Genomic DNA, 26,101 nt, shown 5'->3' on the forward strand with positions numbered 1-26,101 from the left:
GCGGAGGGTGACGGCGCGCGGGTGTCGTTACCAGCGGTTCCGGTGGACGACGTCCGCCACCGGGCGGCGGCGGACCGGCCCGAAGTTGCCCTGGGGCCACCCCACCGGAATGGCGGCGAAGGTGTGCGTGTCCGACGGGATCCCGAGGGCCTTCTTCCACTCCTGCTCCAGCATCAGATGCCAGATGGTGAGGTTGGCCGCGAGCCCCAGCGCCCGCGCCGCGAGCAGGATGTTCTGGACACCCGGATAGACGCAGGAGCCCTCCGCGAGCGCCTGGAACCGGGTCTGCGTGTTCCCCATGTGCTCGAGACCCGCCGGGCCGAGCGACTCGGCGTAGACCCCCAGACCCTCCTCGTCGAACTCCGGCTCCGGGAACTTGTAGCAGGGGATGATCAGCGCGGGGGTGTCCGCGAAGTGGTCGCGCTGGTGCTCGATCGCCGCCACCATCCGTCCGTACGCCGCGTCGTCCATGCCCTTCGGCGCGTGCTTGCCGGTCGTCGCGAGGTAGGCGTCCACGCACCGCTTCCAGAGCGGGGCCAGCTCGGCCATCACCGCGCGGTCGGTGACGACCACGTACTCGTAACACTGCATGTTGCCGCCGCTCGGCCCCCAGACGGCGGCCTGTATGAGCTGGTCGAGCGTCTCGTCCGGGACGGCGTCCGGCTTGAGGCGGCGCATGGCGCGCATGGTGGACATGGTCGGGAAGAGGGCGGGCCCGTCGGGGGCGGGTGCGTCCGCGTACACCGTTTCGAAGGTCATGATCGCGGAGTGTACGGCTCAAGCCCCGGAAGGGGCAGTCCCGTTGGGCGCCCTCCCTCCCTCGCCCCGCGCAGGTCAGCGCCGTCGGAGCCGGACCACCGGAATGTCGCGGGAGGTCTTCGCCCGGTATTCGGCGTACCGGGGGAAGACCTCCACCAGATGGGGCCACACCCGCTCCTTCTCCTCGGGGGAGAGCGTCTCGGCGAGGGCCGGGAAGCGTTCCGTGCCCACCCGTACGTCCACCGCGGGGTCGGCCAGCAGATTCAGGTACCAGAGGGGGTGGCGGTCCGAGCCGCCGTTCGAACCGACGATCAGCCAGTCGTCGCCGTCCCGCCCGTACATCAGCACCGTCCGTCGGACGGCGCCGCTGCGCCGGCCGACGTAGTCCAGCAGCAGGCAGTCCACGCCGAGCTGCGTGGTGCCCTTCGTGCCGCCCGACGACTCGTACAACTCGGCCTGCGCCGCGACCCACTTGGCCGGGCTGGGCATGACCGCACCGTCGTTCCGCTCCGTCTCCACCGCTGCCTCGTCCTCCGTCATGTCCTCGTGTCCGTACGTCCGTGCCCATGGTGTCACCCGCCGCCGCGGCGCGCCGGAATCGCACACCTGGCCGTCCCCCCTCCTCACGGGGGAACGGGGTCGGGGACCGCGGCCGTGAAGGCGTATAAAGGGTCCCTCCGAGCAGCCGGCGTCCCCGATGGCCATCTCACCCCCCACGCGGCCGGCGTCACCGCGTAGCGAGAGCGGAGGAGCGTCCCATGAGCACCTCGGAAGAGATCAGCGCCTTGCTCGTCACCAGGTTCGGAACCGATCCGGATGCCATCCGGCCCGAGGTGCCGCTCAGGCAGCTGAGGCTGGACTCGCTCGCCCTGGAGGAGCTCCGGCTCCTCATCGAGGACCGGATGGACATCGACCTGGAGGACGTCGTCCTGTCGTCGCGCGACACCGTGGGAAGTCTGGTCGCGGCCGTGCGCACCAAGGCGGGCGCGTGACAGGCCGCGGGCCGTTCGCACGCAGGTCCGCCCGGCCGGGCATCGAGCCGTTCAGCGCCGCCGTCACCGGCGTCGGCCTGGTCACCGCTGCCGGGGTGGGGGTCGAGGAGGCCTGGCGCGGCGTGTGCGACACCGCGGTCGCCCCCTCCGTACCGCACCTGCCGGAACTCGACGGGCTGCCCTGCGACTTCATGTACACCGTCGACGCCCTGGACACGAGGGCCGCACTGGGCGTGGCCGCGCAGCGGCTGATGGACCGCTTCTCGCAGCTCGCCGTCGTCGCCGCCCGTGAGGCCGTCGCGGACGCGGGGCTCGACCCCTCGGTCTGGGACAGCGGACGGGTCGCCGTCGTCATCGGCTCCGCCCACGGCGGCCTGCCGTTCTACGACGAGCAGCACACCACCCTCACCGAGCGCGGCGCGCGCCGTGTCTCACCGAAGCTCGCCCCGCTGAGCGTCGTCAACGGCGCCGCCAGCAGCGTCGCCATGGACCTGGGTGTGCACGGCCCGAGCCAGGCCGTCTCCACGGCATGCTCCTCCGGCACCGTGGCCATCGGCACGGCCCACCAGATGCTCCGCACCGGGGCCTGCGACATCGTCGTCGCGGGCGGCGCCGAATCGGTCCGCTCCCGGCTCCTGATCGCCAGCGCCTGCCAGATGCGGGCCGTCTCCACACGCCGGGACGACCCCCAGGCCGCCTGCCGCCCCTTCGACACGCACCGCGACGGCTTCGTCGTCGGCGAGGGCGCCGGCCTCCTCGTGATGGAGCACCCGGAGCACGCACGGGCCCGGGGCGCCACCGTCCGCGCCCGGGTCGCCGGTTACGGGGCCTCCAGCGACGCCCACTCCGCCGTCGCCCCGGACCCCGACGGCCTCGGCATCGAGCGGGCCCTGCGCACCGCGCTCGCCGACGCAGGCATCGACGCCTTCGACGTCGGCCATGTCAACGCCCACGGGACGTCGACCGTCGCCAACGACCTCATCGAGGCGACCATGCTGCGCCGCGTACTCGGCGAGCATCCCCTCGTCACCTCGACGAAGGCCATGACCGGGCACACCCTGGGCGCCGCGGGCGGCATCGAGACCGCGCTGACCGTGCTGGCGCTCCAGCACCAGCTCGTCCCCCCGACCGGCAACCTCGACGCCCCCGACCCGGCGATCCCCGTCGAGGTGGTGAGCAAGGAGGCCCGGCGCGCCGTGTTCGACTGTGCCGTCAAGACCTCGCTCGGCTTCGGCGGCCACAACGCGGCGCTCGTGCTCACCAGGGCCTGACGGGAAGCGAGGAGCACCATGCCCGAGGAGATCATCCGGTCCCTCACCGTGGACGGACTGCGTTACGGCTATCGCCTCCTGCCCCGTGATCCGGCCGCGGGCGGAGCCCACGTCACCGAACCGGTCCTCGTGATCGGCGGGGCGCTGCAGGGCATGTTCGGCTGGCCGCAGATGGACGACCATCTGGGGCCGGTGGCCGACGTGGTGACGGCCGACCTGCCGGGCATGGGCTCCGCCGACCCCCTGCCGCCCGGCCCCAGCGCCCCGGTCCTGCGCGCGGCGGTCACCGGGATCATCGACGACCTGGGCGCCTCCCGGATCAACCTCTTCGGCTTCTCCTACGGCGCCGCCATCGCCTTCGGCTGCGCGCGGCACGCTCCGGGGCGCATCGCCCGGCTGGTCCTCGGCGGCGTACCCACCCACATCGGTGAGGACCGGCGGATCCACTGGCGACGGGCGACGCAGGCCCTGGCCGAAGGGGACGCGGAGGGCTTCGCGACGCTGGCCGCCGACGGGCTGATGTGCCTGGACCCGGAGCGCCCCGTGCACCGCAGGGAGCTCGCCCGGCGTTATGTGCGGCGCTCCTTCCTGCACGCGCTCGCCCACTCGGAGCACGCCGCGGACTCGTTGCGGCGGGCGCTGGGGGACCGGCCGGACTTCTCCGGCGGTCTGTCGGGAGTGCCGGCCCTGGTCTTCGCCGGGGAGCACGACACGGTGACCTCGCCGGAGCTCCAGCGGGAGTTCGCGGGGACGATCGAGGGGAGCCGCTTCCTCACCCTCCCGGAATCCGACCACTGGGTCGTGCTGGAGCGGTCCGACGAGGTCGCCGCCCTCGTGACCCGCTTCTTCACGGACCGGCCGCTCGAACCGCTGACGGCCCGGCTCCCGCACCAGGCACGCGCCGGCGAGGCCGTACCGCCGGAATCCGCACCCGTACCTCCTCAGGAGCCCGGTTCGTACGCACCGCGGTGAGCCCCGTGGTGGCGGCCCGCACGGGGCCGCCACCGGGGTGGGTCAGTGCCGGTGGCCCTGGCCCTTCACGTCGATCCGCACGATCTGCGGGTCGTGGTCGCTCGCCTGGTCGGCGAACTCCGCGTTGATGTGCACCACGTCGTAGTCGAAGCGGCGGATCGCGGGGCTGGTCAGGATGTGGTCCAGCGTCTGCGAGTTGCCGTCGTAGACGTAGCTGTACTGCTCGCCCGCAGGCAGCGTCGTGATGAGCGGCTTGAGCACCTTGCCACCGGTCAGCGCCTTCATCGTGGGGGAGAAGGCGAAGTCGTTCAGGTCGCCGAGCGTGACGACCCTCGCCGACCTGTCCGCCTTCAGCAGCGAGGTGACGAAGGTGTTGACCTCGGCCGCCTGCCGCACGCGCTGCGTCTCCGAGCTGCGCGCCGGCTCCTGGTAGCGGCCGTGCAGGGACTGGTCGCCGCCCTTCGACGCGAAGTGGTTGGCGATGACGAAGACCGGCTCGCCCCGGAAGCGGAACTCGCCCACCAGCGGCTTGCGGCTGCTGTCCCAGGCCGTGCTCGTCGGGTTGATCCGGCCGGGCGAGACCGAGAGGGTGGCGCCCTTCTTGGTCTTCACCGCCTTCACGGCGGTGGTCGCGTCGCCGCCCGGACGGTCCACGAAATCGACCCGGTCGGGGTTGAAGAGGAAGACGTTACGGATGTTGCCACCGGGCTCGCCGCCGTCCTGGCCGTCGGCGGGCGCTACGTAGCGCCACGTGTAGCGGGGGCCGCCCGCCGTGACGATCGCGTCCGTGAAGCGCTTCAGCGTCGCCTCGGAGCCCACGGTGCCGTCGTTCACCGCACCGTTGTCGTCCTGGATCTCCTCCAGCGACACGATGTCCGGGGACGAGAGGCTGACCGCCACGCCCTGGGCGAGCGTGTCGAACTTGGCCTGCTCGTCGGCCGCGTCGAGGTTCTCCACGTTGTACGTGGCGACGGCGAGCTCCTTGCGCTTCTGCTTGCGCGTCACCTCGCGCTTCAGGCCGTTGTCCTTCAGCGTGCCCAGCTCGGTGGCCTGCACGTTGTAGCCGCCGTACGACGCGTAGTCGACGACGCCCGTGGTGGAGCCGGACAGCACGTCGCCCACGTCCGCGACCGGGACGGGCCGCGCGGCTTCCAGCGACATCACCTTGAGGCGGCCGGTGTTCTGGTCCTCGTACGAGGCGTACAGCGTGCCGCCGCGCCGGGTGGGGTTCTCCCGCGGCTTCACCGTCACCCAGACCTCGTCGTACGCGGTCGTCGCGCCGGTCACCCGGGTGTCCGCCATCGTGACGCGGGAGCCCTCGAGCGACTCGTACAGGTCCAGGGCGTAGGCCGCCGGGTCGAGGGCGAGGGCCTCGATCGAACCGCCGCCCGCCGTCGGCACATAGGCGCCCGGCACCGAGGAGGCGTCGAGGACGACCGCCTCCGGCAGGGGGTGGCCCGAGGACAGGACCGTGGTCAGCGGGGCGGTGATCTGGGTGAGCGACTGGGCGCCGGTGGCCGGGTAGTACTCCGCGACCTTGCCGCTGACCAGCACCGAGTCGCCGACGGCGACGGCGGGGGCCGAGGATCCGGTGTAGACGAACAGGCCCTCGCTCGTACGGGAGTCGTCGTCCGGTGCCGTGTCCTGGATCCAGAAGCCGCGGGAACCCGTGGTCCGTACGCCGGTGACGACGCCCGGGACGCCGGAGACCGGCTGCCCGGCGAGCGGGGAGAGACGGGTCGTGCCCTGGATGTCGTGCACCCGCACCGTGCCGGGCTCGGTCGGCCCGCCGGGCTCGCCCGGCCCGGAGCCGCCGGAGGTCTCGCCGGCCGCGTTGACCGGTGTCGGGGCGCCGGCGGTCAGGTCGGCCGCGTTGTCGTCGGTGTCCGCCAGGGACGTGCCGCGCGCCACGGAAGCGGTCGCGGAGGCACCCGCCGCCGGGCCGCCGCCCTCGCGCACGACCGCGGAGCCGTAGCCGACGAGGTCGACGATCCGGGTGTCGGCGGCGCAGTCCGCCGCGGTCCTGCAGGTCAGTGGGGTGGTGCCGGAGACGAGTGCGACGGTGCCGCTGGCCGCGGACATGGGAGTCGTGCCGGTCGCGTCGGGGGCGGGCAGGGCCACCGTGCCGCCGGTGCCCGCGGCCTGCGCGACGAGGTAGCGGCCGCCGGGTGCGACGGCGCCGGACAAGGCGGAGACCTGCCACAGCGATCCGGCGGAGGGCGCCCCCGGGAGGTACTGGACGCTGAAGCCGGACAGCGCGAAGGAGGTCCCGCCGGCGTTGGCCAGCTCGATGTAGTCACGGGTGAGCGTCGCGCCGGAGTTGCCCCCGCCGCCGTACACCTCGGAGATGACGGCCGACGACGACGGTGCCGCGAAGGCGGCGGGCAGCGCGGTCACCGACAGGGTCACGGCGACGGCGGCGGCCAGCAGGGCGGAGCCGGGTCTGGCTATGTGCACGGGAACTGCCCCCAGTTGTGTAGTGAGGGGCCAAAAACTATGCGCGTAGAACGGCCGTGGCAAGAGACCGGAGGTTAATTCCGGGCGTCATCACCGCCATTCGTACCGCCCGGTGCCGTAGTACCGGTTCAGCGCCAGGGGATGTTCCGCCACGGGCTGCCCTCGCTCTCCGTCAGCAGACGGTGCGCCGTGACATTGCTCGTGTAGTACTCGCCGTAGTCCTCACCGTCGAACCGCAGGACACGGCCCAGCGCGTATCCCGCGGAGAAGTCCTCCCAGGACCGGTAGGCCGACTTGCTCAGCGCACCGGCGTACACGACGGCCTGCTCCGCCTCCTGAGGGAAGCAGAAACGGGCGGACAGCCCCCACCTGGCCAGGTTCACGGCGCGACCGTAGTCGTAGGCGACCGTCGTGCTGACCCGGCCGTCCGGCGGCAGCAGCCCGTCGGCGCGGAACCTGGCCTCGTACCTGAGGATGCGCCGTACCAGCGCCTCGATGTCGCTGACCGTGTCGTGGCCGACCCCGATGTCCTGGGCGTGCCCGGCGGCCGTCTCCCGCCACAGCTCCGCGGAGGGCTGCTCGCCGAGCCCGGCCGCGAGCTGTTCACGCACCCGCAGTACGAAGTCCGGTTCGGGCGGACTGTTGTGCGCGTCCAGCAGGATGTCCAACTGCTTGCGCCAGCCCGTCGGTTCGGTGATGCCCCAGGACTCGCGGAGCAGTTCCCGTTCGCACGTGTACTCGTGGTAGACGGTGCCGACCTCGTTCCAGGGCACGCCGTTGCCGACCGCCAGATGTGCCCCGCAGGCCAGCCCGTAGGCCAGTGGGCCGTGAAGCGCCCCGTGGCGCAGCGCGATCAGCCGGTCGGACCGGGAGCGGTCGTTCTCCGCGTGGTAGCGCAGCCACATCGCGCGGTGCGGGGGTGTGGCCGGGAAGAGCGCCCCCGCCGGTGTGCCCGGATTGACGGCCAACAACTGCTTCGGGTCCCGCCAGCCGAACTCCGCGATCCACTTGAGGGAGACGGCGTGGAACACCCATTCCGGATGCCACGGCGGCAGCATCCCCCGGGTGAGCACCGGCCGGCAGTTCCGTCCGGCCTCGTCCCGGTGCGAGCGCCACGTGATCATGTCGGGAGCCGCGTCCACCTCTGCCTTCGGCGCGGCGATGAAGAGCTCCTCGCCCGCCAGCACGCGGAGTTGGGCCTCCGCGTCACCGCGTGCTCCCGCCTCGTGCAGGAGGTGCTCCGTCACGGACGGCGGCGCCCAGGGGGCGCCCTGGCCGGGGTAGGGGGGCAGTTGATTCATGACCAGGGGATGTTCCGGTAGGGGCTGTCGGGGTCCTGGGTGAGGACGCGGTGCTGGGCGAGTGACTGCTCGTACTTCACCCCGGACGGATCGTCCTCGTCGAAGTGCATCACGCGGGTCAGCGAGTAGCCGAGGGAGAACTGCGCCCAGGAGCCGTAGGCCTGCCTGGCCAGTGCGCCGATCCGCAGCACGGCCTGTTCGGCCTCGTGCGGATCGCAGAGGCGGGCACCCAGCGCGAGCCGTACGACGTTGACCGCCCGCCCGTAGTCGAAGGCGGCCAGGGTGTCGACCCGTTCGCCGGGGCCGAGGGCGCCGTCCGCGCGGAACCGGTCCTCGTACGTGACGGCCAGCCGCAGTGCCTCATGGGCCTCGGCCGACTCCGACGGGCCGGACCGGCGGCGCGCCAGGGCGTCGGTGAGCGCGGCGGACCACTCCGGAGCGGTGGGGGTGCGCCCCAGCCGCCCGGCGAGGGTGCGACGGATCCCGAGCACCGACTCGTAGGTACGGCCCACGAGCTGGGTGGACAACAGCGCTTCGAGTGTCCCGTGGTAGCCGGCGCGGTCCAGCACCCTCCAGGGATTACGGAGCCGGGCGCGATCCGTCCCGTATCCCTCGTAGGCGGCGCCCAGGTCGTTCCAGACGAGACCGTTGTGCACGGCGAGATGGGCGCCGAGGGCCAAACCGTGCGCGACCGGCCCGTGCAGCGGGCCGGCCCGGTGGGTCAGCAGCCGGCCCGCCTGGGGCCCGCCGGACCGCGCGTGGGCCTTCAGCCACGCCCGGCGACGCCCCGGCCCGGCCTCCAGGGTGACGGCGCACGGGGTGCCCGGATTGACCACCAGCCACTTCACGCCGTTCGGCCAGCGGCGCGCGAGGTCGTCGAGAGCGGTCGCCTCGAACACCCAGTCGGGGTGCCAGGGAGGCAGCATGCCGGACGTCAGCACCGCGACACACATGCGGCCCTGCGTCGAGGGGTCGGGCTGCGTGGGGAGCGGGGGAGTGAAGCCGGGGGTGTCCGCGTGCAGCCTGGCGACGCGTACGAACAGCCTGCTCCGGGAGAGCGCGGCCGGCAGCGCGCCCCGGTCACCGGCCGTCGTGGCCTCGTGCAGCAGTCGTTCCGTCTCCGTCGGCGGCGCCCAGCCCGCCCCGGGCACTGTGGCTCCCGGCGCCGGCGCCCCCGTGGTCCCTGTCCCCGTCGTCACGGTCGGATTCTACGGAACGCGTCCGACGGCCGGCTCGGCGACCTGCGATGCTCCGTGGAACCGCGTACGGAGGAAGGCAGTCGGCCGGGCGGTGCGGGAGTCCACCATGCGGTCAGGTGTTTGACCGCCTCACGGCGTTCCGGATACGTTGCGTGACATGCAGCGATCCGCACACCTGACGACGCGAGGTCATGTCGACCTGAAGCGCGTGTGCTCCGCGGCGTGTCACCGGGGCTGAACATCCCGTAGTCCACGCGCCCCTGGAGGATCCGCCTCCTCCCCGGCCACGCGCGGGACGCCCCGTCACGGCTCAGCGGGACGCCGGCCGGCACGATGCCGCCGGGTTCCGTCAGGAGGCCCCCGTTCCGGGGCACTCACCTCCACGCCCGCTGCCATCGAGGACCTGGAAGACCTGTGACACGTCTGCCTGCGCCCACCCGCCGACCCCGGCCCCCGCGCCGCTCCGAGATCCCCTCGTCCGGACCCGTCCGCCGCGCCTCCGGCACGGGGCCCGTGCTGGGCGCGATCCTCGACCACGGCCCGGTGGCCCGCTCCACCGTCGCCCGGCTCACCGGCCTCTCACCCGCCTCGGTGACGGGCCACGTGGCGCAGCTCCTCTCCCGGGGTCTGGTCCGTGAGAGCGCCGAGACGACCGGACCGCGCGGGCTGGGGCGCCCTCATGTGCCCCTGGAGATCGACACCTCCCGCTTCCTGGTGGCCGGGGCCCATGTCGCGGTCGCCCACTCGACGGTCTCCCTGATGGACCTGCGTGGCCGGGTCGTGGCCGAGGACCGCCGACCGCACCTCGCCACCGACCCGGGCCGTATTCTCGGCGACCTGGCTGCCAGGCTGCCGCTGCTGACGGCGGCTCACGCCGCCGGCCGGGAGGTGCTCGCGCTGGGCTTCGCCACCGGGCACCGGGTGGACCCCGCAGCCGGAGTCGTCGTGGAGCATCCACACCTCGGCTGGCGCGCCGTTCCCGTACGCGAGATCCTGTCCGCCGCCACCGGCCTCCCGGTCCATGTGGACAGCCACTCACGGGCGTTGGCGCGTGCGGAGCAGATGTTCGGCGAGGTCTCGACCCGGCGGAGCACGGTGCTGCTCTTCATCGGCGCGGTCGTCGACGGCGCCTTCGCCACCGCCGGTGAACTGCACCGGGGACCCCGCTCCGGCGCCGGCAGCGTGGCCCATCTCCCCCTGGGATCGGGCGGATCGGGCGACGCGGAGCCCTGTAGCTGCGGACGTACCGGATGCCTGCAGTCCGAGGTGTCCGAACGGGCCATGATCCGCCGTGCCGCCGCACAGAGCCTCTACGTCAGCACCTTCCAGGAGCTGCTGGACCATGCCATGGCCCGGGAGCCGCGCGCCGTGGCACTGTTCCGCCGCCGCGCCCGGCTGGTGGGCAGGGCCGCCGCGCTGCTCCTCGACATGTTCGACCCGGAGTGCCTGGTGGTGGTCGAGCCCGGAGCGGGCCGGCTGCCCGAGTGCCTCGCCGACCTCCGCGAGGAGGTGGGCAGGCGCTCCTGGGTCTGCGACGACCCCGAACGGGCCGTGGTGCCCAGCAGCTTCACCGGATCGGTGCTCGCCACGGCGGGCGGCGCGGTGGCGCTGGGCGCGCTCTACACCGACCCGCTGGGTCCCTGGCCCGCGCTGCCCGCGGTGTCCTGAACTCCGCCGATAGTCGCTTTAATTCAGAACGTTGCATTGTTGACCCGGCCCCACCCCGACGGGAAGATGGATTCATGACCAGCCGACAGCGGAATTCGGAGAACGCGCCGACAACGGCACACTCCTGCCGCTCGGCCGCGCCGTCGAGCGAATACGCCCGGCGCTCCTGTTGTCGCCCCTGACCGGGAAACCGACAATTCCCAGCTGAATTTCCGGGCGGTCCGCATCCGTGCGTGATTCCCCTTCCGCCCGAATGCCCTCACGCCCGTACGCCTCCGCGTGCTCCCGCAGGCCTCGTGCGATTCCGCATGCCCGAATTCCACCCTCCGACCGGGGAGAGACATTGACCGTCACCGTGTCCTCGTACGCCGCCGTCCGCCCCTCCGAACCCGCCACGACCCCAGCCGCCCCCGGTATCGCGCCGGAGCGCTTCAAGCAGGCCTTCCGCAGGTATCCGGCGGGCGTCGTCGTCGTCACCGCCGACGCCGGGGGCGGGCCGGTGGGATTCACCGCCACCTCGCTCAGCTCGCTGTCCCTGGACCCGCCGCTGGTCTCCTTCGGGATCGGCACACACACCTCGTCCTGGCCACACATCGAGCGGGCCTCGACGGCGGTGGTGAACTTCCTCGGAGCCGAGCAGCAGCAGCTGGCCACCACGTTCGCCACCAGCGGCATCGACCGGTTCGCCGCCCCGACCCGCTGGCGCCGGCTGCCCGGCGGGGAACCCGTGCTCGACGGGGTGACCGGCTGGTTGCGGCTCACCTTCCGGAGCATCGTCCCGGCCGGCGACCACCGCATCGTCGTCGCCAGGGTCGAGGAGTCCTGGCTGGACGAGGGGCGCAGCCCGCTGCTCTTCCACGACGGCTCCTACCACTCCATCCGCCCCGCGCCCGACCAGTGATCAGGAATTCACGATGACACGCCACGACAACAGGCGGGCCCTGGCCCGGAGGTCGTTCCTCGCTCTCGCGGGAGGCACCGTACTGAGCCTCGCCGCCTGCTCGCCGCAGGTGAAATCCGTCGCCGACGCGGAACCCGTCGGCGCTCTTCCGTCCGGAGATCCGGCGTCCGGGACGAAACTGAAGATCGCCGCCCGTACGACACAGCTCCAGCTGGGGCCGGCGGGGCTGGCCCGGGAACTGCCCTTCACCGTCGCCGAGTGGCCGAACCTCTCCGCCGGTCCCGATGTCATTCAGGGATTCCGCGCGAAATCGATCGATCTGGCCACCAACGCGGGAATTCCGCCGATCCAGGCGCACGCCATCGGTGTCCAGGCGAAAATCGTCGCCGTGCAGGTCCGCCGGCACCCGCTCTACACCTTTGCGACGGCCCCCGGCTCGTCCATCACCAGGGCCGAGGACTTCCGGGGGAAGAAGATCGGGTTCTCCCAGGGCCAGGCGCAGGGCGTCGTCGTCCTGCGAGCGCTCGAGGAGGCGGGGCTGAAGAACTCCGACGTCGAACTGGTCGACCTGCCCAGCACCCAGTTCCTCACCGCGCTGCAGTCCGCGCAGGTCGATGTGGCCCCGCTGGGCGAGCCGACCCTGACGAAGTATCTCGACCAGTACGGCAAGGACGGCGCCCGCGGGGTGAAGACGAAGGTCGTCGACCTGCTGACCGTGCTCTGGGCACCGAACGAGGTCCTCAACGACCCGGAGAAGGCGAAGGCCGTGCGCAGCTTCGTACCGCTGTGGGCGCGCGGCCAGGTATGGGCCTGGGAGAACCAGGACGAGTGGATCGACACGTACTACGTGAAGGACCAGGGCGTGTCGAAGGCGGACGGCCGGCGCATCGTCGACTCCTATCGGAAGCCGCAGTTCCCGGTCAGCTGGGACGAGGCCGTCGACTGGGAGCAGAAGACCGCCGATCTGCTGGCCGAGGGGGGCTTCGTACCGGAGCAGAAGGCCTCCGAGCTCTTCGACCGCCGATTCGAAAGGCTGGCGGCCGACGCCGTGGCCGCCGAGTACCGGGAGGGGTCATGACCGACCTGCTGGCGAAAGCGCGGACGACCGGCACGGAGACGGCGGAGCCGCAGCCGGCCGGACCACCGGGCGGCGGGGGGACGGCACAAGTCTCCCGGGGCACCCGCCGGCGTCTCGGCCCCGGCCGGGCGCTGCCCTTCGGACGGTTGATCGGCCCGGCGCTGCTCGTGCTCGCGTGGTGGGCGGCCTCGGCGTCCGGCTACCTCGACCCGCGGATCCTTTCCTCACCCGGCACGGTGTTCGCCACCGCGGTCGACCTGGTCACCACGGGCCGGCTCCAGGACAACGTCCTCATCTCGCTCCAGCGCGCCGGTCTCGGCCTGTTCTTCGGGGTGTCGGCCGGTGTGATCCTGGCCGTGGCGGCGGGGCTGAGCCGCAGCGGTGAGTACCTGCTGGACGGCCCGCTCCAGATCAAGCGGGCGATCCCGTCCCTGGCCATGCTCCCGCTGCTGATCCTCTGGCTCGGCATCGGCGAGCAGATGAAGGTCACCGTGATCGCTCTCGGCGTCGCGGTGAACATGTACATCAACACGTACGCCTCGCTGACCGGCATCGACAGCAGGTACGTCGAACTCGCCGAGGGACTCGACCTGAGCCGTGCGACGTTCATCCGCAAGGTCGTCGTGCCCGGCTCGCTGCCCGGCCTCTTCGTCGGCCTGCGGCTCGGCGTCACCTCGTCCTGGCTCGGTCTCATCGTGGTCGAGCAGATCAACGCCACCAGCGGCATCGGTTACATGATGTTCCAGGCCCAGCAGTACGCCCAGTCCGACGTGATCATCGTGGGCCTCGTGGCCTACGGGATCTTCGGCTTCGCCTCGGACGCGGCGGTACGCGCAGTCGAAAGGAAGGTCCTGTCATGGCGACGCACACTGGCGGGCTGACGGAGACCCGGCCCGCGATCCGCACCTCCGGGCTGGTGCGGCGTTTCGGTGACCGGGACATCCTCAAGAAACTTGATCTGACCGTAGCCCAAGGGGAGTTCACCGCCCTCCTCGGCCGTAGCGGCTCCGGCAAGTCCACCCTGCTGCGGGCCGTCGCCCGCCTCGACCACACCGTCGAGGGGTCCGGGGAACTCTCCGTACCCGACAGGGTCTCACTCTCCTTCCAGGACTCCCGGCTGCTGCCCTGGCTGCGGGTGCTCGACAACGTCGTCCTCGGACTGCGCGGCCCCGGGACCCGCGAGCGAGGTCTGACGGCGCTCGCCGAGGTGGGACTGGAGGGCCGTGACGGTTCCTGGCCCCATGAGCTGTCCGGCGGCGAACAGCAGCGCGCCGCCCTGGCCCGTGCCCTCGTGCGCGAACCCGAACTCCTCCTCGCGGACGAGCCGTTCGGCGCCCTGGACGCGCTGACCCGGATCAAGATGCACGACCTGCTGCGCGAGCTGTACGAACGCCACCGCCCCGCGGTGCTGCTGGTCACCCACGACGTCGACGAGGCCGTGGAGCTGGCCGACCGTGTCCTCGTCCTGGAGGACGGCCTCATCTCCGTCGATCTCAGGATCGACCTGCCGTCCCCGCGCTCCCGCCGCGAACCGCGCTTCCAGGAGTACCGCGACACCCTGCTCGCCGCCCTCGGCGTGGCACAGCCCCAGATCACGCACTGATCTTCCGAGGAGAAGACACCCATGCCGCGCAAGCAGCTCCATCTGAACGCCTTCCTGATGTCCACCGGCCACCACGAGGCGTCCTGGCGGCTCCCCGAGAGCCACGCCGAGGCCAACTCGGACCTGGAGCACTACAAGACCCTGGCCCGCATCGCCGAACGCGGGCTCCTGGACTCCCTGTTCCTCGCCGACGGACCCGTCCTCATGGGTGACCCCGGCCGGCGGCCCGCCGCCAAGCTGGAACCCACCGTGCTGCTCACCGCGCTCGCCGGGGTCACCGAGCGCATCGGCCTGATCGCCACCGCCTCCACCAGCTACAACGAGCCGTACAACCTGGCCCGCCGGTTCGCCTCGCTCGACCACGTCTCCGGTGGCCGGGCCGGCTGGAACATCGTCACCACCGCCGGTGCCGACGCGGCCCGCAACTTCGGCCTCGACGACACGCCCCTGCACCACGACCGCTACCGGCGCGCCGCCGAGTTCGTCGAGGTGTCCACGAAGCTCTGGGACAGCTGGGCGGACGACGCGGTCGTGGCCGACAAGGAGGCCGGTGTCCATGCGCTGGCCGACCGGGTCCGCACCATCGCTCACACCGGTGAGTTCTTCCGGGTCGACGGCCCCCTCAACGTCCAACGGCCGCCCCAGGGATACCCGTTGCTCGTGCAGGCGGGGTCCAGCGAGGACGGCAAGGACTTCGCGGCCCGTTACGCCGAGGCGGTGTTCACCGCGCAGCAGACCCTGGAGGAGGGCATCGCCTTCTACAAGGACGTCAAGCAGCGGGCCGAGGCGCTGGGGCGCAACCCGGACGGCATCAAGATCCTCCCCGGCATCGTCCCCGTCATCGGCGACACCGAGGCCGAGGCACTGGAACTGGACGCCGAACTCGACCGGCTCATCGTCCCCGAGTACGCCAAGCGCCAGCTCGCCAAGACACTGAAGCTCGACCCGTCCGAGCTGCACCTCGACCGGGAGCTTCCGGAGAACCTTCCCGACGAGGACGAGATCGAGGGCGCCAAGAGCCGCTACACCCTGGTCGTGGAACTGGCCAGGCGCGAGAGGCTGACGGTGCGACAGCTCATCGGGCGGCTCGGCGGCGGGCGCGGACACCGCACCTTCGCCGGAACGGCCGAGCAGGTCGCCGACACCATCGAGCACTGGTACGACAGCGGGGCGGCCGACGGCTTCAACATCATGCCCGCCGTGCTCCCCTCCGGGCTGGAGGTCTTCGTGGACCGGGTCGTCCCGATCCTCCAGGAGCGGGGCCTCTTCCGCACCGAGTACACCGGAACCACCCTGCGTGAGCACTACGGCCTGCCGAGGCCGGCCAACCGGCTGTTCGACACCGTCGACAGCGATGCGGGCCACACCGGCATCGGCCTCGCCGGACTCGTGGGGGTGAACGCGGGATGACGGAATACCGCACCCTCGGGCGTACCGGCGTGAAGGTCAGCCCGCTGGCCCTCGGCACCATGATGTTCGGCCCCCGCGGCAACCCCGACCACGACGACAGCATCCGGATCATCCACCACGCGCTGGACTCGGGGATCAACTTCCTCGACACCGCCGACGTCTACTCCGCGGGCGAGTCGGAGACCATCGTCGGCAAGGCCCTCGCCGGCGGCCGGCGCGACGGCGTGGTGCTGGCGACCAAATTCCACGGCAGCCTCGGTGACGACCCGAACGAGCGGGGCAACAGCCGCCGGTGGATCATCCGTGAGGTCGAGAACAGCCTCCGCAGGCTCGGTACCGACTGGATCGACCTCTACCAGGTGCACCGCCCCGAGCCGGACACCGACTTCGACGAAACCCTCGGCGCGCTCTCCGACCTGGTCCACCAGGGCAAGATCCGCTACATCGGAACCTCGACCTTCGAGCCGTCCGCGATCGTCGAGGGCCAGTGGCTCGCCGAGCGCAGGGGCCGCGAACGCGTGGTCGCGGAACAGCCGCCGTACTCCCTGCTGGCACGGGGCATCGAACGCGAGGTCCTGCCGGTCGTCCAGCGCTACGGGCTGGGGGTGCTGTCCTGGAGCCCGCTGGCCGGCGGCTGGCTCTCCGGCCGGTACCGCACGGGCGCCGAGCAGCCCGCGTCCAGCCGCGCCGACCGCCAGGCGGCACGCTTCGACGTCTCCGCACCGGAGAACGCCGCCAAGCTGGCCGCCGCCGAAGCCCTGGCCCGGCTCGCCGAGGAGGCCGGACTCACCCTCGTGCAGCTCGCCCTGGCCTTCGTGCTCGAACACCCGGCCGTCACGTCGGCGATCATCGGCCCGCGCACCTTCGAACAGCTGGACAGCCAGCTGGGCGCGGACAAGGTGAGGCTGAGCGGGGACGTCCTCGACCGGATCGACGAGATCGTCCCGCCCGGCACCAACCTCTCGGCACGCGACACCGGTTACACCCCGCCGTCACTCACCGACTCCGCGCTGCGTCGCCGCACGGCCCAGCGGGTGACGGCCTAGCGGTTCTCCGGCTGCCGCGCCGGATACACGGCCAGGGAGAACGAGTGCCCGGCCGGATCGTTGTAGAGCCGGACGTCACGGGGGCCGCTGTTGCTGTTCCCCGTGTCCACGGGCCGGGCGCCGAGGCCTATCGCCTCGCGCTCGGCCTCGTCCATGTCACCCGGGTCGACCAGGATGCGCAGATGAGCCTGCAGCGAGTCGTCCGGGCGGGGCCAGCTCGGCGGCGCGTAGCCGTGGTCACGGCGGACGGCCAGGTGCACACCGGTGTTGCCGACGATTTCGACGAAGTCGGGATCGCTCCCGATCCGCGTCTCGGCGCCGAGGAGGTTCGCATAGAAATCCGCGAGCTCAAGAGGCTCGGCACAGTCCAGGACCAGAACGCTCGTTTTCCCGACAGTCATGCCCCACGGCTACCCCCGATGGGGCCGGGCAAGCCGCACCGGCACCCCCGGGGCTGACGGGGGCTCACCGCACCGCCGCACGGCGCGCCCGGGACGGTGACCGGGCGGACGCGAACTAGGGTGCGGGACATGGCAGAGAGCACGGAGCACCGGACGGGCATGCCTGGCCCCGGCCCCTCCGACCCCCGTCGCTGGCGTGCCCTCGCCGTCTGTCTGGTGGCGGGCTTCATGACGCTGCTCGACGTGTCCATCGTCAATGTGGCGCTGCCGTCCATCAAGGAGGGCCTCGACACCCCGGAGTCCGACCTCCAGTGGGTGCTGTCCGGCTACGCGCTCGCCTTCGGCCTCGTCCTCATCCCGGGCGGACGCCTCGGCGACGCACGGGGGCGGCGCGCGGTCTTCATGGCGGGGCTGACCCTCTTCACCCTGGCCTCCGCAGCCTGCGGAGCCGCCCAGTCCAGTCTCTGGCTGGTCATCGCCCGGCTCCTCCAGGGCGCGGCGGGCGGGCTGCTCTCGCCCCAGATCTCCGCGCTGATCCAGCAGATGTTCTCCGGCCGCGAGCGGGGCCGGGCCTTCGGCATGTTCGGCACCGTGGTCGGCATCTCCACCGCCGTCGGACCGCTCCTGGGCGGCCTCCTGATCCAGGGGGCCGGAGCACAGGAGGGCTGGCGCTGGGTGTTCTACGTCAACCTGCCGATCGGCTTCGTGTGCCTCCTGCTGGCCCGGCGGCTGCTCCCCGACACCCCGTCGGCGGGCCGCGTACGCCCGCGCGACCTGGACCCCGTCGGAGTCCTGCTGCTCGGGGCGGGGGTGCTCGCCCTGCTGCTGCCGTTCGTCCAGGCGCAGCAGTGGCCGGGCAACGGCAAGTGGCTGCTCGTGGCGGTGGCCGCTGTCCTCCTCGCCGCGTTCGTCGCCTGGGAGTCCCGCTGCGCGCGACGGAACGTCCAGCCGGTGCTGAACCTGTCCCTCTTCCGGCTCCGGTCCTTCTGGCTGGGCTGCCTGATGATCCTGCTGTACTTCGCGGGCTTCACCTCGATCTTCTTCATCAGCACGCTCTACCTGCAGTCCGGGCTGCACTACAGCGCCCTGGAGGCGGGTCTCGCGATCACCCCGTTCGCCCTGGGCGCGGGCGCGTCGGCGAGCATCGGCGGCCGGCTGGTCGGCCGCTTCGGGCGGCCCCTCATCGTCGTGGGCCTCACCATGGTGGCCGTCGGGCTCGGGCTCACCGCACTGGCCGCGCACCTGGTGCCGGGGCGAGGTGCCGGGCTCGCGATGGCGGCCCCGCTGCTCCTGGCCGGCCTGGGCAGCGGACTCGTCATCGCGCCCAACCAGACCCTCACCCTTTCCGAGGTGCCGGTGGAGAACGGGGGCAGCGCCGGCGGCACCCTCCAGACCAGCCAGCGTGTCGGCTCGTCCATCGGGATCGCCGCGGTGGGCTCGCTCTTCTTCGCCCAACTGGGCGACGGCGACTGGGCAGCGGCCTACGACCACGGGCTCCTCGTCTCGGTCGCGTTCGTCCTCGCGGGGCTGATCGTGGCTCTGGCCGATGTCGCGGCGGGCAGACGGGGAAGGAGACGTGACCAGACGTCCGACGCGACCGATGCCACGAGGAGAACACCATGAGCGGCACCGAGGACCGGGAGCAGGGCGGGAACACCTCGTACGGCCACAAGCCCTTCAAGCGCTCCCGCAGCCACTTCGCCGACCGCATCACCGCCGACGGCCGGGACGGCTGGCCCGTCGAGGCCGGTCGCTACCGCCTGGTCGTCAGCCGGGCCTGTCCCTGGGCGAGCCGGGCCCTGGTCTCACGGCGGCTGCTCGGTCTGGAGAGCGCCCTCTCCCTGGCCGTCGCCGATCCCATCCAGGACGACCGCAGCTGGCGCTTCACCCTCGACAAGGGTGCCAAGGACCCGGTGCTCGGCATCGGCTACCTGAGCGAGGCCTACGACGCACGGGAGCGCGGCTACCCGGGCGGGGTCAGCGTGCCCGCGATCGTCGACGTACCGACCCGGGCCCTGGTCACCAACGACTACCAGCAGATCACCCTGGACCTGGCCACCGAATGGACCGGCCTGCACCGACCCGGCGCCCCCGACCTCTACCCGGAGCGGCTCCGCGGGGAGATCGACGAGGTGATGGACGGCATCTACCGGGACGTCAACAACGGCGTCTACCGCGCCGGGTTCGCCGCCGGGCAGGGGGAGTACGAGGCGGCGTACGTCGATGTGTTCCGCCGCCTGGACATGGTCTCCGAACGCCTCGCCGAACAGCGCTACCTGGTCGGCGACACGATCACCGAGGCCGACATCCGGCTGTTCACCACCCTCGTGCGCTTCGACGCCGTCTACCACGGCCACTTCAAGTGCAACCGTTCGAAGCTCGCCGAGGATCCCGTCCTGTGGGCGTACGTCCGTGACCTCTACCAGACCCCGGGCTTCGGGGACACCGTCGACTTCGACCACATCAAGCGGCACTACTACCAGGTGCACACCGGTATCAATCCGACCGGGATCGTGCCGCTCGGCCCCGACCTGTCGGGCTGGACGGCCCCGCACCACCGGGAGCAGCTGGGCGGCCGGCCGTTCGGCGACGGCACCCCGCCCGGCCCGGTGCCGCCGGGCGAGGAGGTCCCGGCGCGAGGGCGGCCCTGACCGCCCCGGTCAGCTCACGCGCGGTGGCGGCGCCGGTTTCGCGGTCGCCAGCGGGGAGCGTGCGAGGACGACACAGCCGAGGGTGATCAGCGCCACCCCGATCAGCTGGGGCAGCAGCCACCACCCGGTCCGCAGCTCCTCCCCGAACAGGGTCACCCCGTAGCAGATGCTGATCAGCGCGTCCCCGAGCGTCAGCATCGGCTGCACCGCCACGAGGGAGCCGGCCTGGAGCGCGTTCTGGAGGAGGAACAGCGCGCCCACGCCGGCCACCGCGGTGGCGTACAGCTGCCACGCGGTCAGCAGGCCGGTCACGCCGTCGGCGTCCAGCCGCGACATGGCGTCCTTCATCAGCGCGGCGGTGAGCGCGTACCCGCACGCCGCGGCCAGCCCCAGCAGCGCGGCCCGGGCGTTGCCGGAGGTACCGAGCGCCGCGGCGATGAGCGCCGCCTCGAAGATCCCGGTGGCCACCAGGGCCGGGATCCAGGCCGCCCCCTGTACGTATTCGCTGCCGCCGACCGGCGCGGCGGCCGCCATGCCGAGGGCCAGGCCCACGGTCACGGCGGCCACCCCCAGCCAGACCTGGCGCGGCACCCCGACCCGCATGACGAACCCGGCGACCACCAGCGTCGCGGGCAGTTCGATCACGAAGATCGGCTGGACCACGGCGATGGGGCCCGTGGCCAGAGCCACCGCCTGGCAGACGGCGGCGACGATCACGAGACCGATCCCGGCCAGCCACACCTTCTGCCGCAGCAGATGCCCGATCAGGGACAGGCGCATCGCCTCGCTGTCGGGCACCTCGAGGGCGGCGCGGCGCTGCAGTACCGACGCGGTGCCGTTGCTGAGCGCGGTCAGAACGGCGAACAGGACGCTGATCACCGCCCCATCATGAGGGCCGATGCCCTCCCGGCAGCGGTGCTCCGCACCCGTGCGAGTGTCGCCCGTTCCGGGCCGGTGTCACAGGGCACGCGTAGTCTGCGGGCCATGGCCGCCAGATACGCTCCCGTGCTCTCGCCCCGCGCGCTCAACAGGGCGACGATGGACCGCCAGTTGCTGCTCCGCCGCACCGCCGTGCCGGTGAAGGACGCGGTCAGCCGCCTGGTAGGCCTGCAGGCGCAGAACACCAGGCCGCCGTACTTCCAGCTCTACTCCCGGCTGGAGGGCTTCGCCCCTGCCGCGCTCTCGGAGCTGATGGAGTCCCGCGAGGTCGTCAGGATCGTCAGCCTGCGCTCCACCATCCACACCCACACCGCCGAGGACGCCCTCACGCTGCGCCCCCTGGTCCAACCGGCGCGCGACCGGGAGCTGAACATGTTCCGCAGCGGGCTCACGGGCGTGGATCCGGACCGGCTCTCCGCGCTCGCCAGGGAGCTCGTCGAGGAACGGCCCCGCACCATGAAGGAACTGCGGGAGGAACTCCTCCTCCACTGGCCGGACGCCGACCCCCGGGCACTCGCGGTCGCCGCGCGCTGCCGGCTGCCGCTGGTCCAGGTGACCCCGCGCGGGCTGTGGGGGCGCAGCGGGCAGGTCGCCCTGACGACCGCCGAGCACTGGCTCGGCACTCCGTCACTCCCGGCGGCCTCGCCCGACGGGACCGTCCTGCGCTACCTCGGCGCCTTCGGCCCGGCCTCGGTGAAGGACATGCAGATGTGGGCCGGACTCACCCGGATGCGCGAGGTCTTCGAACGCCTGCGGCCCCGGCTCGTCACCTTCCGCGACGAGAACGGCGTCGAACTCTTCGATCTGCCCGACGCCCCGCGCCCCGGCCCCGACACCCCCGCCCCGCCCCGCTTCCTCCCCGAGTTCGACAACATCCTGCTCGGCCACGCCGACCGGACCCGGGTGATCCCGCCCGCGTACAAGGGCCGCAACGGTGTGGGAAACCAGTCCTACGGGACCGTCCTGGCCGACGGCTTCCTCGCCGCGCTCTGGCGGCTCGACGAGACCCGGGACACCGCGACCGTCACGGTGCAGGCCCTGGGCACGCTCGACCGGGCGACCCGCGAGGAGATCACCCAGGAGGCCGTGGAGATGCTGACGGTGATGTCCCCGGCGCCCGCCCACGACGTCCGGTTCGCCACGTTCGTCGACTTCGGGGACTGAGCCCTCCCGGCCCGCACGGCCCGGCTCACGGCAGCAGCCCCGCGCGCCGGGCCGCCACCACCGCCTCCAGCCGGGTGTGCGCACCCAGTTTCCGCATCGCGGACCGCAGATAGCTCTTCACGGTCTCCGGCCGCAGCCCCAGGCGCTCGGCCGCCACGGCGTTCGTCGCACCCGACGCGACGCAGGCGATCACATCGACCTCCCGCGGTGCCAGCCGCACCCGCCCGGACACCGGCAGCCGGTCCGCCCCCGCGGCCGACGCGAGCCGTCCGCACACGGCGAGCAGCTCGCCGCGCAGCGCCGGGTCCACGATCTTCGGGGCGAGGGCGCGCAGCTCACGATGAGCCTCGCGGACGTCCTCCCAGGTGCCGGGGCCCACGCCCGGATCGGCGATCTGCTCCCGGGTGGCCGCCAGCAGCCGCTGCACCTCGTCCCGTACGGCCAGGGCCTGCTCAACGTCGCGGGCCGCCGAAGCCGCCGCGTCGAACGTACGGTCCCCGAGCGTGAGCGGCTCGCGCAGCGCCCCGTACAGCACACCGCGCACCGTCCGGCGTACGACGACGGGCACCGCGACGACGGAGCGCAGGCCCTCCGCCGCGACGGCCGCGTCGTACTCGTGGCTGATGTGGCGCGACGACGGGTAGTCCGTGACCGCGCACGGCCGTGACAGGGCGATCGCCTTTCCGCCGAGCCCGCTGCCCGCCGAGATGACGAGCCCGCGCAGCGCGGGGGTCTGCGCCCCGCTCAGCTCGGCGATCCGGGCGTGGCGGGCGTCGGACAGCAGCCCACCGAAGACCACGGGCAGCCCGCTCGTCCTGCGCAGCCTGAGCATGGCCGCCCGCAGCTCGGTCGCCTCGCCCGGTTCCGGTACGCCCATGACTCTCCGTCCCGTCGGAGCCCTGTCGGACCTACCCCCGTCCGGGGGTGGTGAGATCTGGGTCACTGTTTACATGATGTTACGGCCGAAGGACGGGTTCGCGACGAGGAGAGCACATGCCGGCAACGAATGCGACGGAGACGTTCCGGGCGGCCCGGGACTTCCTGATCGAGCACCGTGAGGACTACACCACGGCGTACGAGGGCTTCCGCTGGCCCCGCCCCGACGAATTCAACTGGGCGCTCGACTGGTTCGACGTCATCGCCGAGAACAACGACCGCACCGCCCTGCACATCGTCGAGGAGGACGGCGGCCGCACCGAGGTGTCCTTCGCCCGGATGGCCTCCCGCTCCAACCGGGCGGCCAACTGGCTGCGGGACCAGGGCGTGGCCGCGGGCGACCGGATCCTGGTCATGCTCGGCAACCAGACCGAACTGTGGGAGACGGCCCTGGCCGCGATGAAGCTGCGCGCCGTCGTCATCCCCGCCACCCCCCTGCTGGGGCCGGCCGACCTGCGCGACCGTGTCGAGCGCGGCAAGGTCCGCCATGTACTCGTACGGTCGGCGGACACCGACAAGTTCGAGGAGGTACCCGGCGACTACACCCGGATCTCGGTCGGCGCCGACGTCCGGGGCTGGATCTCCTACGGCGGGGCCGACGAGGCGCCGGAGACCTTCACCGCGGACCGCGGTACGGACGCCGATGAACCCCTCATGCTCTACTTCACCTCGGGCACCACGGCCAGTCCCAAGCTCGTGGAGCACACCCACGTCTCGTACCCCGTGGGCCACTTGTCGACGATGTACTGGATCGGGCTCAAGCCCGGCGACGTCCACCTGAACATCTCCTCGCCCGGCTGGGCGAAACACGCCTGGTCGAACCTCTTCGCGCCGTGGAGTGCCGAGGCCACCGTCTTCATCTTCAACTACACCCGGTTCGACGCCGCCCGGCTGATGGCGGAGATGGACCGCTCGGCCGTCACCAGCTTCTGCGCCCCGCCGACGGTCTGGCGGATGCTCATCCAGGCCGACCTCGCGCAGCTGAGGACACCGCCGCGTGAGGTCGTCGCCGCCGGCGAGCCGCTCAACCCGGAGGTCATCGAGAGCGTCAGGCGCGCCTGGGGCGTCACCATCCGGGACGGCTTCGGGCAGACGGAGACCGCCGTGCAGGTGGCCAACACCCCGGGGCAGCGGCTCAAGACCGGCTCCATGGGCCGTCCCAGTCCCGGATTCAAGGTGGAGCTGCTGGACCCGGTCACCGGTGAACCGGGCGTGGCGGAGGGCGAGATCTCCCTCGACCTGTCCACGGCCCCCGTCGGCCTGATGACGGGTTACCACGGAGACCCGGAGCGCACGGCCGAAGCCATGGCGGGCGGCTACTACCGCACGGGTGACATCGGCGCACGGGACGAGGACGGCTACATCACCTATGTGGGCCGGTCCGACGACGTGTTCAAGGCATCCGACTACAAGATCTCGCCGTTCGAGCTGGAGAGCGCCCTGCTGGAGCACGAGGCGGTGGCCGAGGCGGCGGTCGTCCCCGCCCCCGACCCGGTGCGGCTCTCCGTCCCGAAGGCGTACGTCGTGCTCGCCGCGGGCTGGGAGCCCGGCGCCGCCACCGCCAAGGTGCTCTTCGAGCACTCCCGGGCGGTCCTCGCCCCGTACAAGCGCATCCGCCGGCTGGAGTTCGCCGAGCTGCCCAAGACCGTCTCCGGGAAGATCCGCAGGATCGAGCTGCGCGAGCGGACCGCGCAGGGGGCCGGCACCGAGTTCGACGAGGGGGACCTGCGATGAGCGGCCTTTCCTACGCGCACGGCACCAGCGGCACGGAGCTGCTCGGCGACACCATCGGACGCAACCTGGACCGGGCGGTCGAGGCGTACGGGGACCGGGAGGCCCTCGTCGACGTGGTGTCCGGACGCCGGTGGACGTACGCCGAGTTCGGGGCCGCCGTCGAGGAGCTGGCCCGCGGACTGATGGGTTCCGGGGTGGCCAAGGGCGACCGGGTCGGGATCTGGGCGGTCAACTGCCCGGAATGGGTCCTCGTCCAGTACGCCACGGCCCGCATCGGCGCGGTCATGGTCAACATCAATCCGTCCTACCGTGCGCACGAGCTGGAGTACGTGCTGAAGCAGGCCGGGATCTCCGTCCTGGTCGCCTCGCTCGCCCACCGCACCAGCGACTACCGCGCGCTCGTCGGCCAGGTCCGCGCGAACTGCCCCGCACTGCGGTCCGTCCACCACATCGGCGACCCGTCCTGGGACGAGCTGACCGCCGCGTCGGGATCGGTGACCGCCGGGCAACTTGCGGACCGCGAGGCGGAACTGTCGTGCGACGACCCGATCAACATCCAGTACACCTCCGGCACCACCGGATTCCCCAAGGGCGCCACGCTCTCCCACCACAACATCCTCAACAACGGCTACTTCGTGGGGGAGATGGTCGCCTACACCGAACAGGACCGGGTCTGTCTGCCCGTGCCGTTCTACCACTGCTTCGGCATGGTCATGGGGAACCTCGGCATCACCTCGCACGGCGCCTGCATCGTGATCCCCGCGCCGTCCTTCGAGCCCGCCGCCGTGCTGGCCGCCGTCGAGCAGGAGCGCTGCACCTCGCTCTACGGCGTACCCACCATGTTCATCGCGGAGCTCGGCCTGCCCGACTTCGCCTCGTACGACCTCTCCTCGCTGCGGACGGGGATCATGGCCGGATCGCCCTGCCCGGTCGAGGTGATGAAACGGGTCGTCGCCCAGATGCACATGGAGGAGGTCTCCATCTGCTACGGGATGACGGAGACCTCGCCGGTCTCCACCCAGACCCGGCGGGAGGACGACCTGGAGCGTCGCACCGGCACGGTCGGCCGGGTGATGCCGCACATCGAGGTGAAGGTCGTCGACCCGGTGACGGGCGTGACCCTCCCACGCGGTGAGGCCGGTGAGCTGTGCACCCGGGGGTACAGCGTGATGCTCGGCTACTGGGACCAGCCGGAGCGGACCGCCGAAGTCATCGACGCGGGGCGCTGGATGCACACGGGGGACCTCGCGACGATGCGGGAGGACGGCTACGTCCAGATCGTCGGCCGGATCAAGGACATGATCATCCGCGGGGGAGAGAACGTGTATCCGCGCGAGATCGAGGAGTTCCTCTACGGCCATCCGAAGATCGCCGACGTCCAGGTGGTCGGAGTGCCCGACGAGCGGTACGGCGAGGAGATCCTGGCCTGCGTCATTCCGCGCGATCCGGCCGACCCGCCCACGCTCGACGAGGTGACGGCGTACTGCCGGGATCAGCTGGCGCACTACAAGATCCCGCGCGGGCTGCGCATTCTGGACGCGTTCCCCATGACCGTCAGCGGTAAGGTCCGGAAGGTCGAACTGCGGGAGGGATACGGCGCGTAGCCCGCGCCGGAGGCC

At 71.9% G+C, this 26,101-nt stretch carries 23 protein-coding genes; 15 read left to right on the plus strand and 8 right to left on the minus strand.

What is annotated here, in order from left to right:
* Positions 1–27 precede the first annotated feature (27 nt).
* Both OG379_RS30660 and OG379_RS30665 read right to left on the minus strand, forming a co-directional pair.
* Complete coding sequence (locus OG379_RS30660; protein WP_405666227.1) at positions 28–759, minus strand: nitroreductase family protein; 732 nt, start codon at positions 757–759, stop codon at positions 28–30.
* A 75-nt stretch (positions 760–834) separates the two neighbouring features.
* The gene (locus OG379_RS30665) at positions 835–1,299 is read right to left on the minus strand and encodes a nitroreductase family deazaflavin-dependent oxidoreductase (protein WP_405666228.1); all 465 of its coding nucleotides are present in this window, start codon (positions 1,297–1,299) and stop codon (positions 835–837) included.
* A 218-nt stretch (positions 1,300–1,517) separates the two neighbouring features.
* On the opposite strand from OG379_RS30665, the gene OG379_RS30670 reads away from it, so the two are divergent.
* Genes OG379_RS30670 through OG379_RS30680 form a run of 3 tightly spaced genes read left to right on the plus strand, consistent with a single transcriptional unit; the run spans position 1,518 to position 3,994 of the window.
* Entirely contained in the window at positions 1,518–1,751 is a 234-nt protein-coding gene (locus OG379_RS30670) for an acyl carrier protein (protein WP_362940736.1), read from the plus strand.
* Complete coding sequence (locus OG379_RS30675) at positions 1,748–3,022, plus strand: beta-ketoacyl-[acyl-carrier-protein] synthase family protein (RefSeq protein ID WP_405666230.1); 1,275 nt, start codon at positions 1,748–1,750, stop codon at positions 3,020–3,022. Before OG379_RS30670 ends, OG379_RS30675 begins: the two co-directional genes overlap by 4 nt.
* A gap of 18 nt (positions 3,023–3,040) precedes the next feature.
* Positions 3,041–3,994: an alpha/beta fold hydrolase gene (locus tag OG379_RS30680; RefSeq protein ID WP_405666232.1), complete on the plus strand. Its 954-nt coding sequence runs from the start codon at positions 3,041–3,043 to the stop codon at positions 3,992–3,994.
* 42 nt (positions 3,995–4,036) lie between these two features.
* On the opposite strand, the gene OG379_RS30685 is transcribed toward OG379_RS30680, so the two are convergent.
* The 3 genes from OG379_RS30685 to OG379_RS30695 all read right to left on the minus strand — a co-directional run bounded on the left by OG379_RS30685 (position 4,037) and on the right by OG379_RS30695 (position 8,951).
* Positions 4,037–6,451: an endonuclease/exonuclease/phosphatase family protein gene (locus OG379_RS30685; protein WP_405666234.1), complete on the minus strand. Its 2,415-nt coding sequence runs from the start codon at positions 6,449–6,451 to the stop codon at positions 4,037–4,039.
* Between the two features lie 128 nt (positions 6,452–6,579).
* Complete coding sequence (locus tag OG379_RS30690) at positions 6,580–7,752, minus strand: DUF1266 domain-containing protein (protein WP_393765428.1); 1,173 nt, start codon at positions 7,750–7,752, stop codon at positions 6,580–6,582.
* Entirely contained in the window at positions 7,749–8,951 is a 1,203-nt protein-coding gene (locus OG379_RS30695; RefSeq protein WP_405666236.1) for a DUF1266 domain-containing protein, read from the minus strand. The genes OG379_RS30690 and OG379_RS30695 overlap by 4 nt, the downstream gene beginning before the upstream one ends.
* A 414-nt stretch (positions 8,952–9,365) precedes the next feature.
* Between OG379_RS30695 and OG379_RS30700 the strand changes: the two genes are divergently transcribed.
* The 7 genes from OG379_RS30700 to OG379_RS30730 all read left to right on the plus strand — a co-directional run bounded on the left by OG379_RS30700 (position 9,366) and on the right by OG379_RS30730 (position 16,657).
* A complete protein-coding gene (locus tag OG379_RS30700; RefSeq protein ID WP_405666238.1) occupies positions 9,366–10,619 on the plus strand; it encodes an ROK family protein in 1,254 nt (417 codons plus the stop codon).
* A gap of 343 nt (positions 10,620–10,962) precedes the next feature.
* Positions 10,963–11,520, plus strand: coding sequence for a flavin reductase family protein (locus OG379_RS30705; RefSeq protein ID WP_393765434.1), 558 nt, complete (start codon positions 10,963–10,965; stop codon positions 11,518–11,520).
* A gap of 13 nt (positions 11,521–11,533) precedes the next feature.
* Positions 11,534–12,598: an ABC transporter substrate-binding protein gene (locus OG379_RS30710; RefSeq protein WP_405666239.1), complete on the plus strand. Its 1,065-nt coding sequence runs from the start codon at positions 11,534–11,536 to the stop codon at positions 12,596–12,598.
* Entirely contained in the window at positions 12,595–13,479 is an 885-nt protein-coding gene (locus tag OG379_RS30715) for an ABC transporter permease (RefSeq protein ID WP_405666241.1), read from the plus strand. Before OG379_RS30710 ends, OG379_RS30715 begins: the two co-directional genes overlap by 4 nt.
* Positions 13,455–14,201, plus strand: coding sequence for an ABC transporter ATP-binding protein (locus tag OG379_RS30720; protein WP_393765440.1), 747 nt, complete (start codon positions 13,455–13,457; stop codon positions 14,199–14,201). The genes OG379_RS30715 and OG379_RS30720 overlap by 25 nt, the downstream gene beginning before the upstream one ends.
* 21 nt (positions 14,202–14,222) lie before the next feature.
* Positions 14,223–15,611 carry an LLM class flavin-dependent oxidoreductase gene (locus tag OG379_RS30725; protein ID WP_405666243.1) on the plus strand — a complete coding sequence of 463 codons (1,389 nt, stop codon included), beginning with the start codon at positions 14,223–14,225 and terminating at the stop codon, positions 15,609–15,611.
* Entirely contained in the window at positions 15,608–16,657 is a 1,050-nt protein-coding gene (locus tag OG379_RS30730) for an aldo/keto reductase (RefSeq protein ID WP_405666244.1), read from the plus strand. Before OG379_RS30725 ends, OG379_RS30730 begins: the two co-directional genes overlap by 4 nt.
* On the opposite strand, the gene OG379_RS30735 is transcribed toward OG379_RS30730, so the two are convergent.
* Positions 16,654–17,058, minus strand: coding sequence for a VOC family protein (locus OG379_RS30735; protein ID WP_393765446.1), 405 nt, complete (start codon positions 17,056–17,058; stop codon positions 16,654–16,656). The genes OG379_RS30730 and OG379_RS30735 overlap by 4 nt on opposite strands.
* Before the next feature lie 129 nt (positions 17,059–17,187).
* Here OG379_RS30735 and OG379_RS30740 point away from each other — a divergent pair, with 129 nt between their 5' ends.
* Both OG379_RS30740 and OG379_RS30745 read left to right on the plus strand, forming a co-directional pair.
* The gene (locus tag OG379_RS30740; RefSeq protein ID WP_405666246.1) at positions 17,188–18,681 is read left to right on the plus strand and encodes an MFS transporter; all 1,494 of its coding nucleotides are present in this window, start codon (positions 17,188–17,190) and stop codon (positions 18,679–18,681) included.
* A complete protein-coding gene (locus tag OG379_RS30745; RefSeq protein WP_405666248.1) occupies positions 18,678–19,709 on the plus strand; it encodes a glutathione S-transferase family protein in 1,032 nt (343 codons plus the stop codon). Before OG379_RS30740 ends, OG379_RS30745 begins: the two co-directional genes overlap by 4 nt.
* A gap of 9 nt (positions 19,710–19,718) precedes the next feature.
* Here OG379_RS30745 and OG379_RS30750 read toward each other — a convergent pair whose 3' ends face one another.
* Complete coding sequence (locus tag OG379_RS30750) at positions 19,719–20,588, minus strand: DMT family transporter (protein ID WP_405666250.1); 870 nt, start codon at positions 20,586–20,588, stop codon at positions 19,719–19,721.
* A gap of 105 nt (positions 20,589–20,693) precedes the next feature.
* On the opposite strand from OG379_RS30750, the gene OG379_RS30755 reads away from it, so the two are divergent.
* A complete protein-coding gene (locus OG379_RS30755; protein ID WP_405666252.1) occupies positions 20,694–21,812 on the plus strand; it encodes a winged helix DNA-binding domain-containing protein in 1,119 nt (372 codons plus the stop codon).
* 25 nt (positions 21,813–21,837) lie between these two features.
* Here OG379_RS30755 and OG379_RS30760 read toward each other — a convergent pair whose 3' ends face one another.
* The gene (locus tag OG379_RS30760) at positions 21,838–22,689 is read right to left on the minus strand and encodes a response regulator transcription factor (RefSeq protein WP_405666254.1); all 852 of its coding nucleotides are present in this window, start codon (positions 22,687–22,689) and stop codon (positions 21,838–21,840) included.
* 116 nt (positions 22,690–22,805) lie between these two features.
* On the opposite strand from OG379_RS30760, the gene OG379_RS30765 reads away from it, so the two are divergent.
* A complete protein-coding gene (locus tag OG379_RS30765; protein ID WP_405666256.1) occupies positions 22,806–24,482 on the plus strand; it encodes an AMP-binding protein in 1,677 nt (558 codons plus the stop codon).
* Complete coding sequence (locus OG379_RS30770) at positions 24,479–26,086, plus strand: AMP-binding protein (RefSeq protein WP_405666257.1); 1,608 nt, start codon at positions 24,479–24,481, stop codon at positions 26,084–26,086. Before OG379_RS30765 ends, OG379_RS30770 begins: the two co-directional genes overlap by 4 nt.
* Positions 26,087–26,101 lie beyond the last annotated feature (15 nt).

The organism is Streptomyces sp. NBC_01166 (assembly GCF_045039765.1).
Classification (GTDB): domain Bacteria; phylum Actinomycetota; class Actinomycetes; order Streptomycetales; family Streptomycetaceae; genus Streptomyces.

What these genes read in the sequence shown, in the direction of transcription:
- OG379_RS30680 (WP_405666232.1), top strand. Translation starts at nt 3,041, where the DNA reads ATGCCCGAGGAGATCATCCGGTCCCTCACCGTGGACGGACTGCGTTAC.
- OG379_RS30770 (WP_405666257.1), top strand. Translation starts at nt 24,479, where the DNA reads ATGAGCGGCCTTTCCTACGCGCACGGCACCAGCGGCACGGAGCTGCTC.
- OG379_RS30710 (WP_405666239.1), top strand. Translation starts at nt 11,534, where the DNA reads ATGACACGCCACGACAACAGGCGGGCCCTGGCCCGGAGGTCGTTCCTC.
- OG379_RS30760 (WP_405666254.1), bottom strand. Translation starts at nt 22,689, where the DNA reads ATGGGCGTACCGGAACCGGGCGAGGCGACCGAGCTGCGGGCGGCCATG.
- OG379_RS30720 (WP_393765440.1), top strand. Translation starts at nt 13,455, where the DNA reads ATGGCGACGCACACTGGCGGGCTGACGGAGACCCGGCCCGCGATCCGC.
- OG379_RS30725 (WP_405666243.1), top strand. Translation starts at nt 14,223, where the DNA reads ATGCCGCGCAAGCAGCTCCATCTGAACGCCTTCCTGATGTCCACCGGC.
- OG379_RS30660 (WP_405666227.1), bottom strand. Translation starts at nt 759, where the DNA reads ATGACCTTCGAAACGGTGTACGCGGACGCACCCGCCCCCGACGGGCCC.
- OG379_RS30735 (WP_393765446.1), bottom strand. Translation starts at nt 17,058, where the DNA reads ATGACTGTCGGGAAAACGAGCGTTCTGGTCCTGGACTGTGCCGAGCCT.
- OG379_RS30690 (WP_393765428.1), bottom strand. Translation starts at nt 7,752, where the DNA reads ATGAATCAACTGCCCCCCTACCCCGGCCAGGGCGCCCCCTGGGCGCCG.
- OG379_RS30765 (WP_405666256.1), top strand. Translation starts at nt 22,806, where the DNA reads ATGCCGGCAACGAATGCGACGGAGACGTTCCGGGCGGCCCGGGACTTC.
- OG379_RS30730 (WP_405666244.1), top strand. Translation starts at nt 15,608, where the DNA reads ATGACGGAATACCGCACCCTCGGGCGTACCGGCGTGAAGGTCAGCCCG.
- OG379_RS30755 (WP_405666252.1), top strand. Translation starts at nt 20,694, where the DNA reads ATGGCCGCCAGATACGCTCCCGTGCTCTCGCCCCGCGCGCTCAACAGG.
- OG379_RS30745 (WP_405666248.1), top strand. Translation starts at nt 18,678, where the DNA reads ATGAGCGGCACCGAGGACCGGGAGCAGGGCGGGAACACCTCGTACGGC.
- OG379_RS30715 (WP_405666241.1), top strand. Translation starts at nt 12,595, where the DNA reads ATGACCGACCTGCTGGCGAAAGCGCGGACGACCGGCACGGAGACGGCG.
- OG379_RS30740 (WP_405666246.1), top strand. Translation starts at nt 17,188, where the DNA reads ATGGCAGAGAGCACGGAGCACCGGACGGGCATGCCTGGCCCCGGCCCC.
- OG379_RS30665 (WP_405666228.1), bottom strand. Translation starts at nt 1,299, where the DNA reads ATGACGGAGGACGAGGCAGCGGTGGAGACGGAGCGGAACGACGGTGCG.
- OG379_RS30670 (WP_362940736.1), top strand. Translation starts at nt 1,518, where the DNA reads ATGAGCACCTCGGAAGAGATCAGCGCCTTGCTCGTCACCAGGTTCGGA.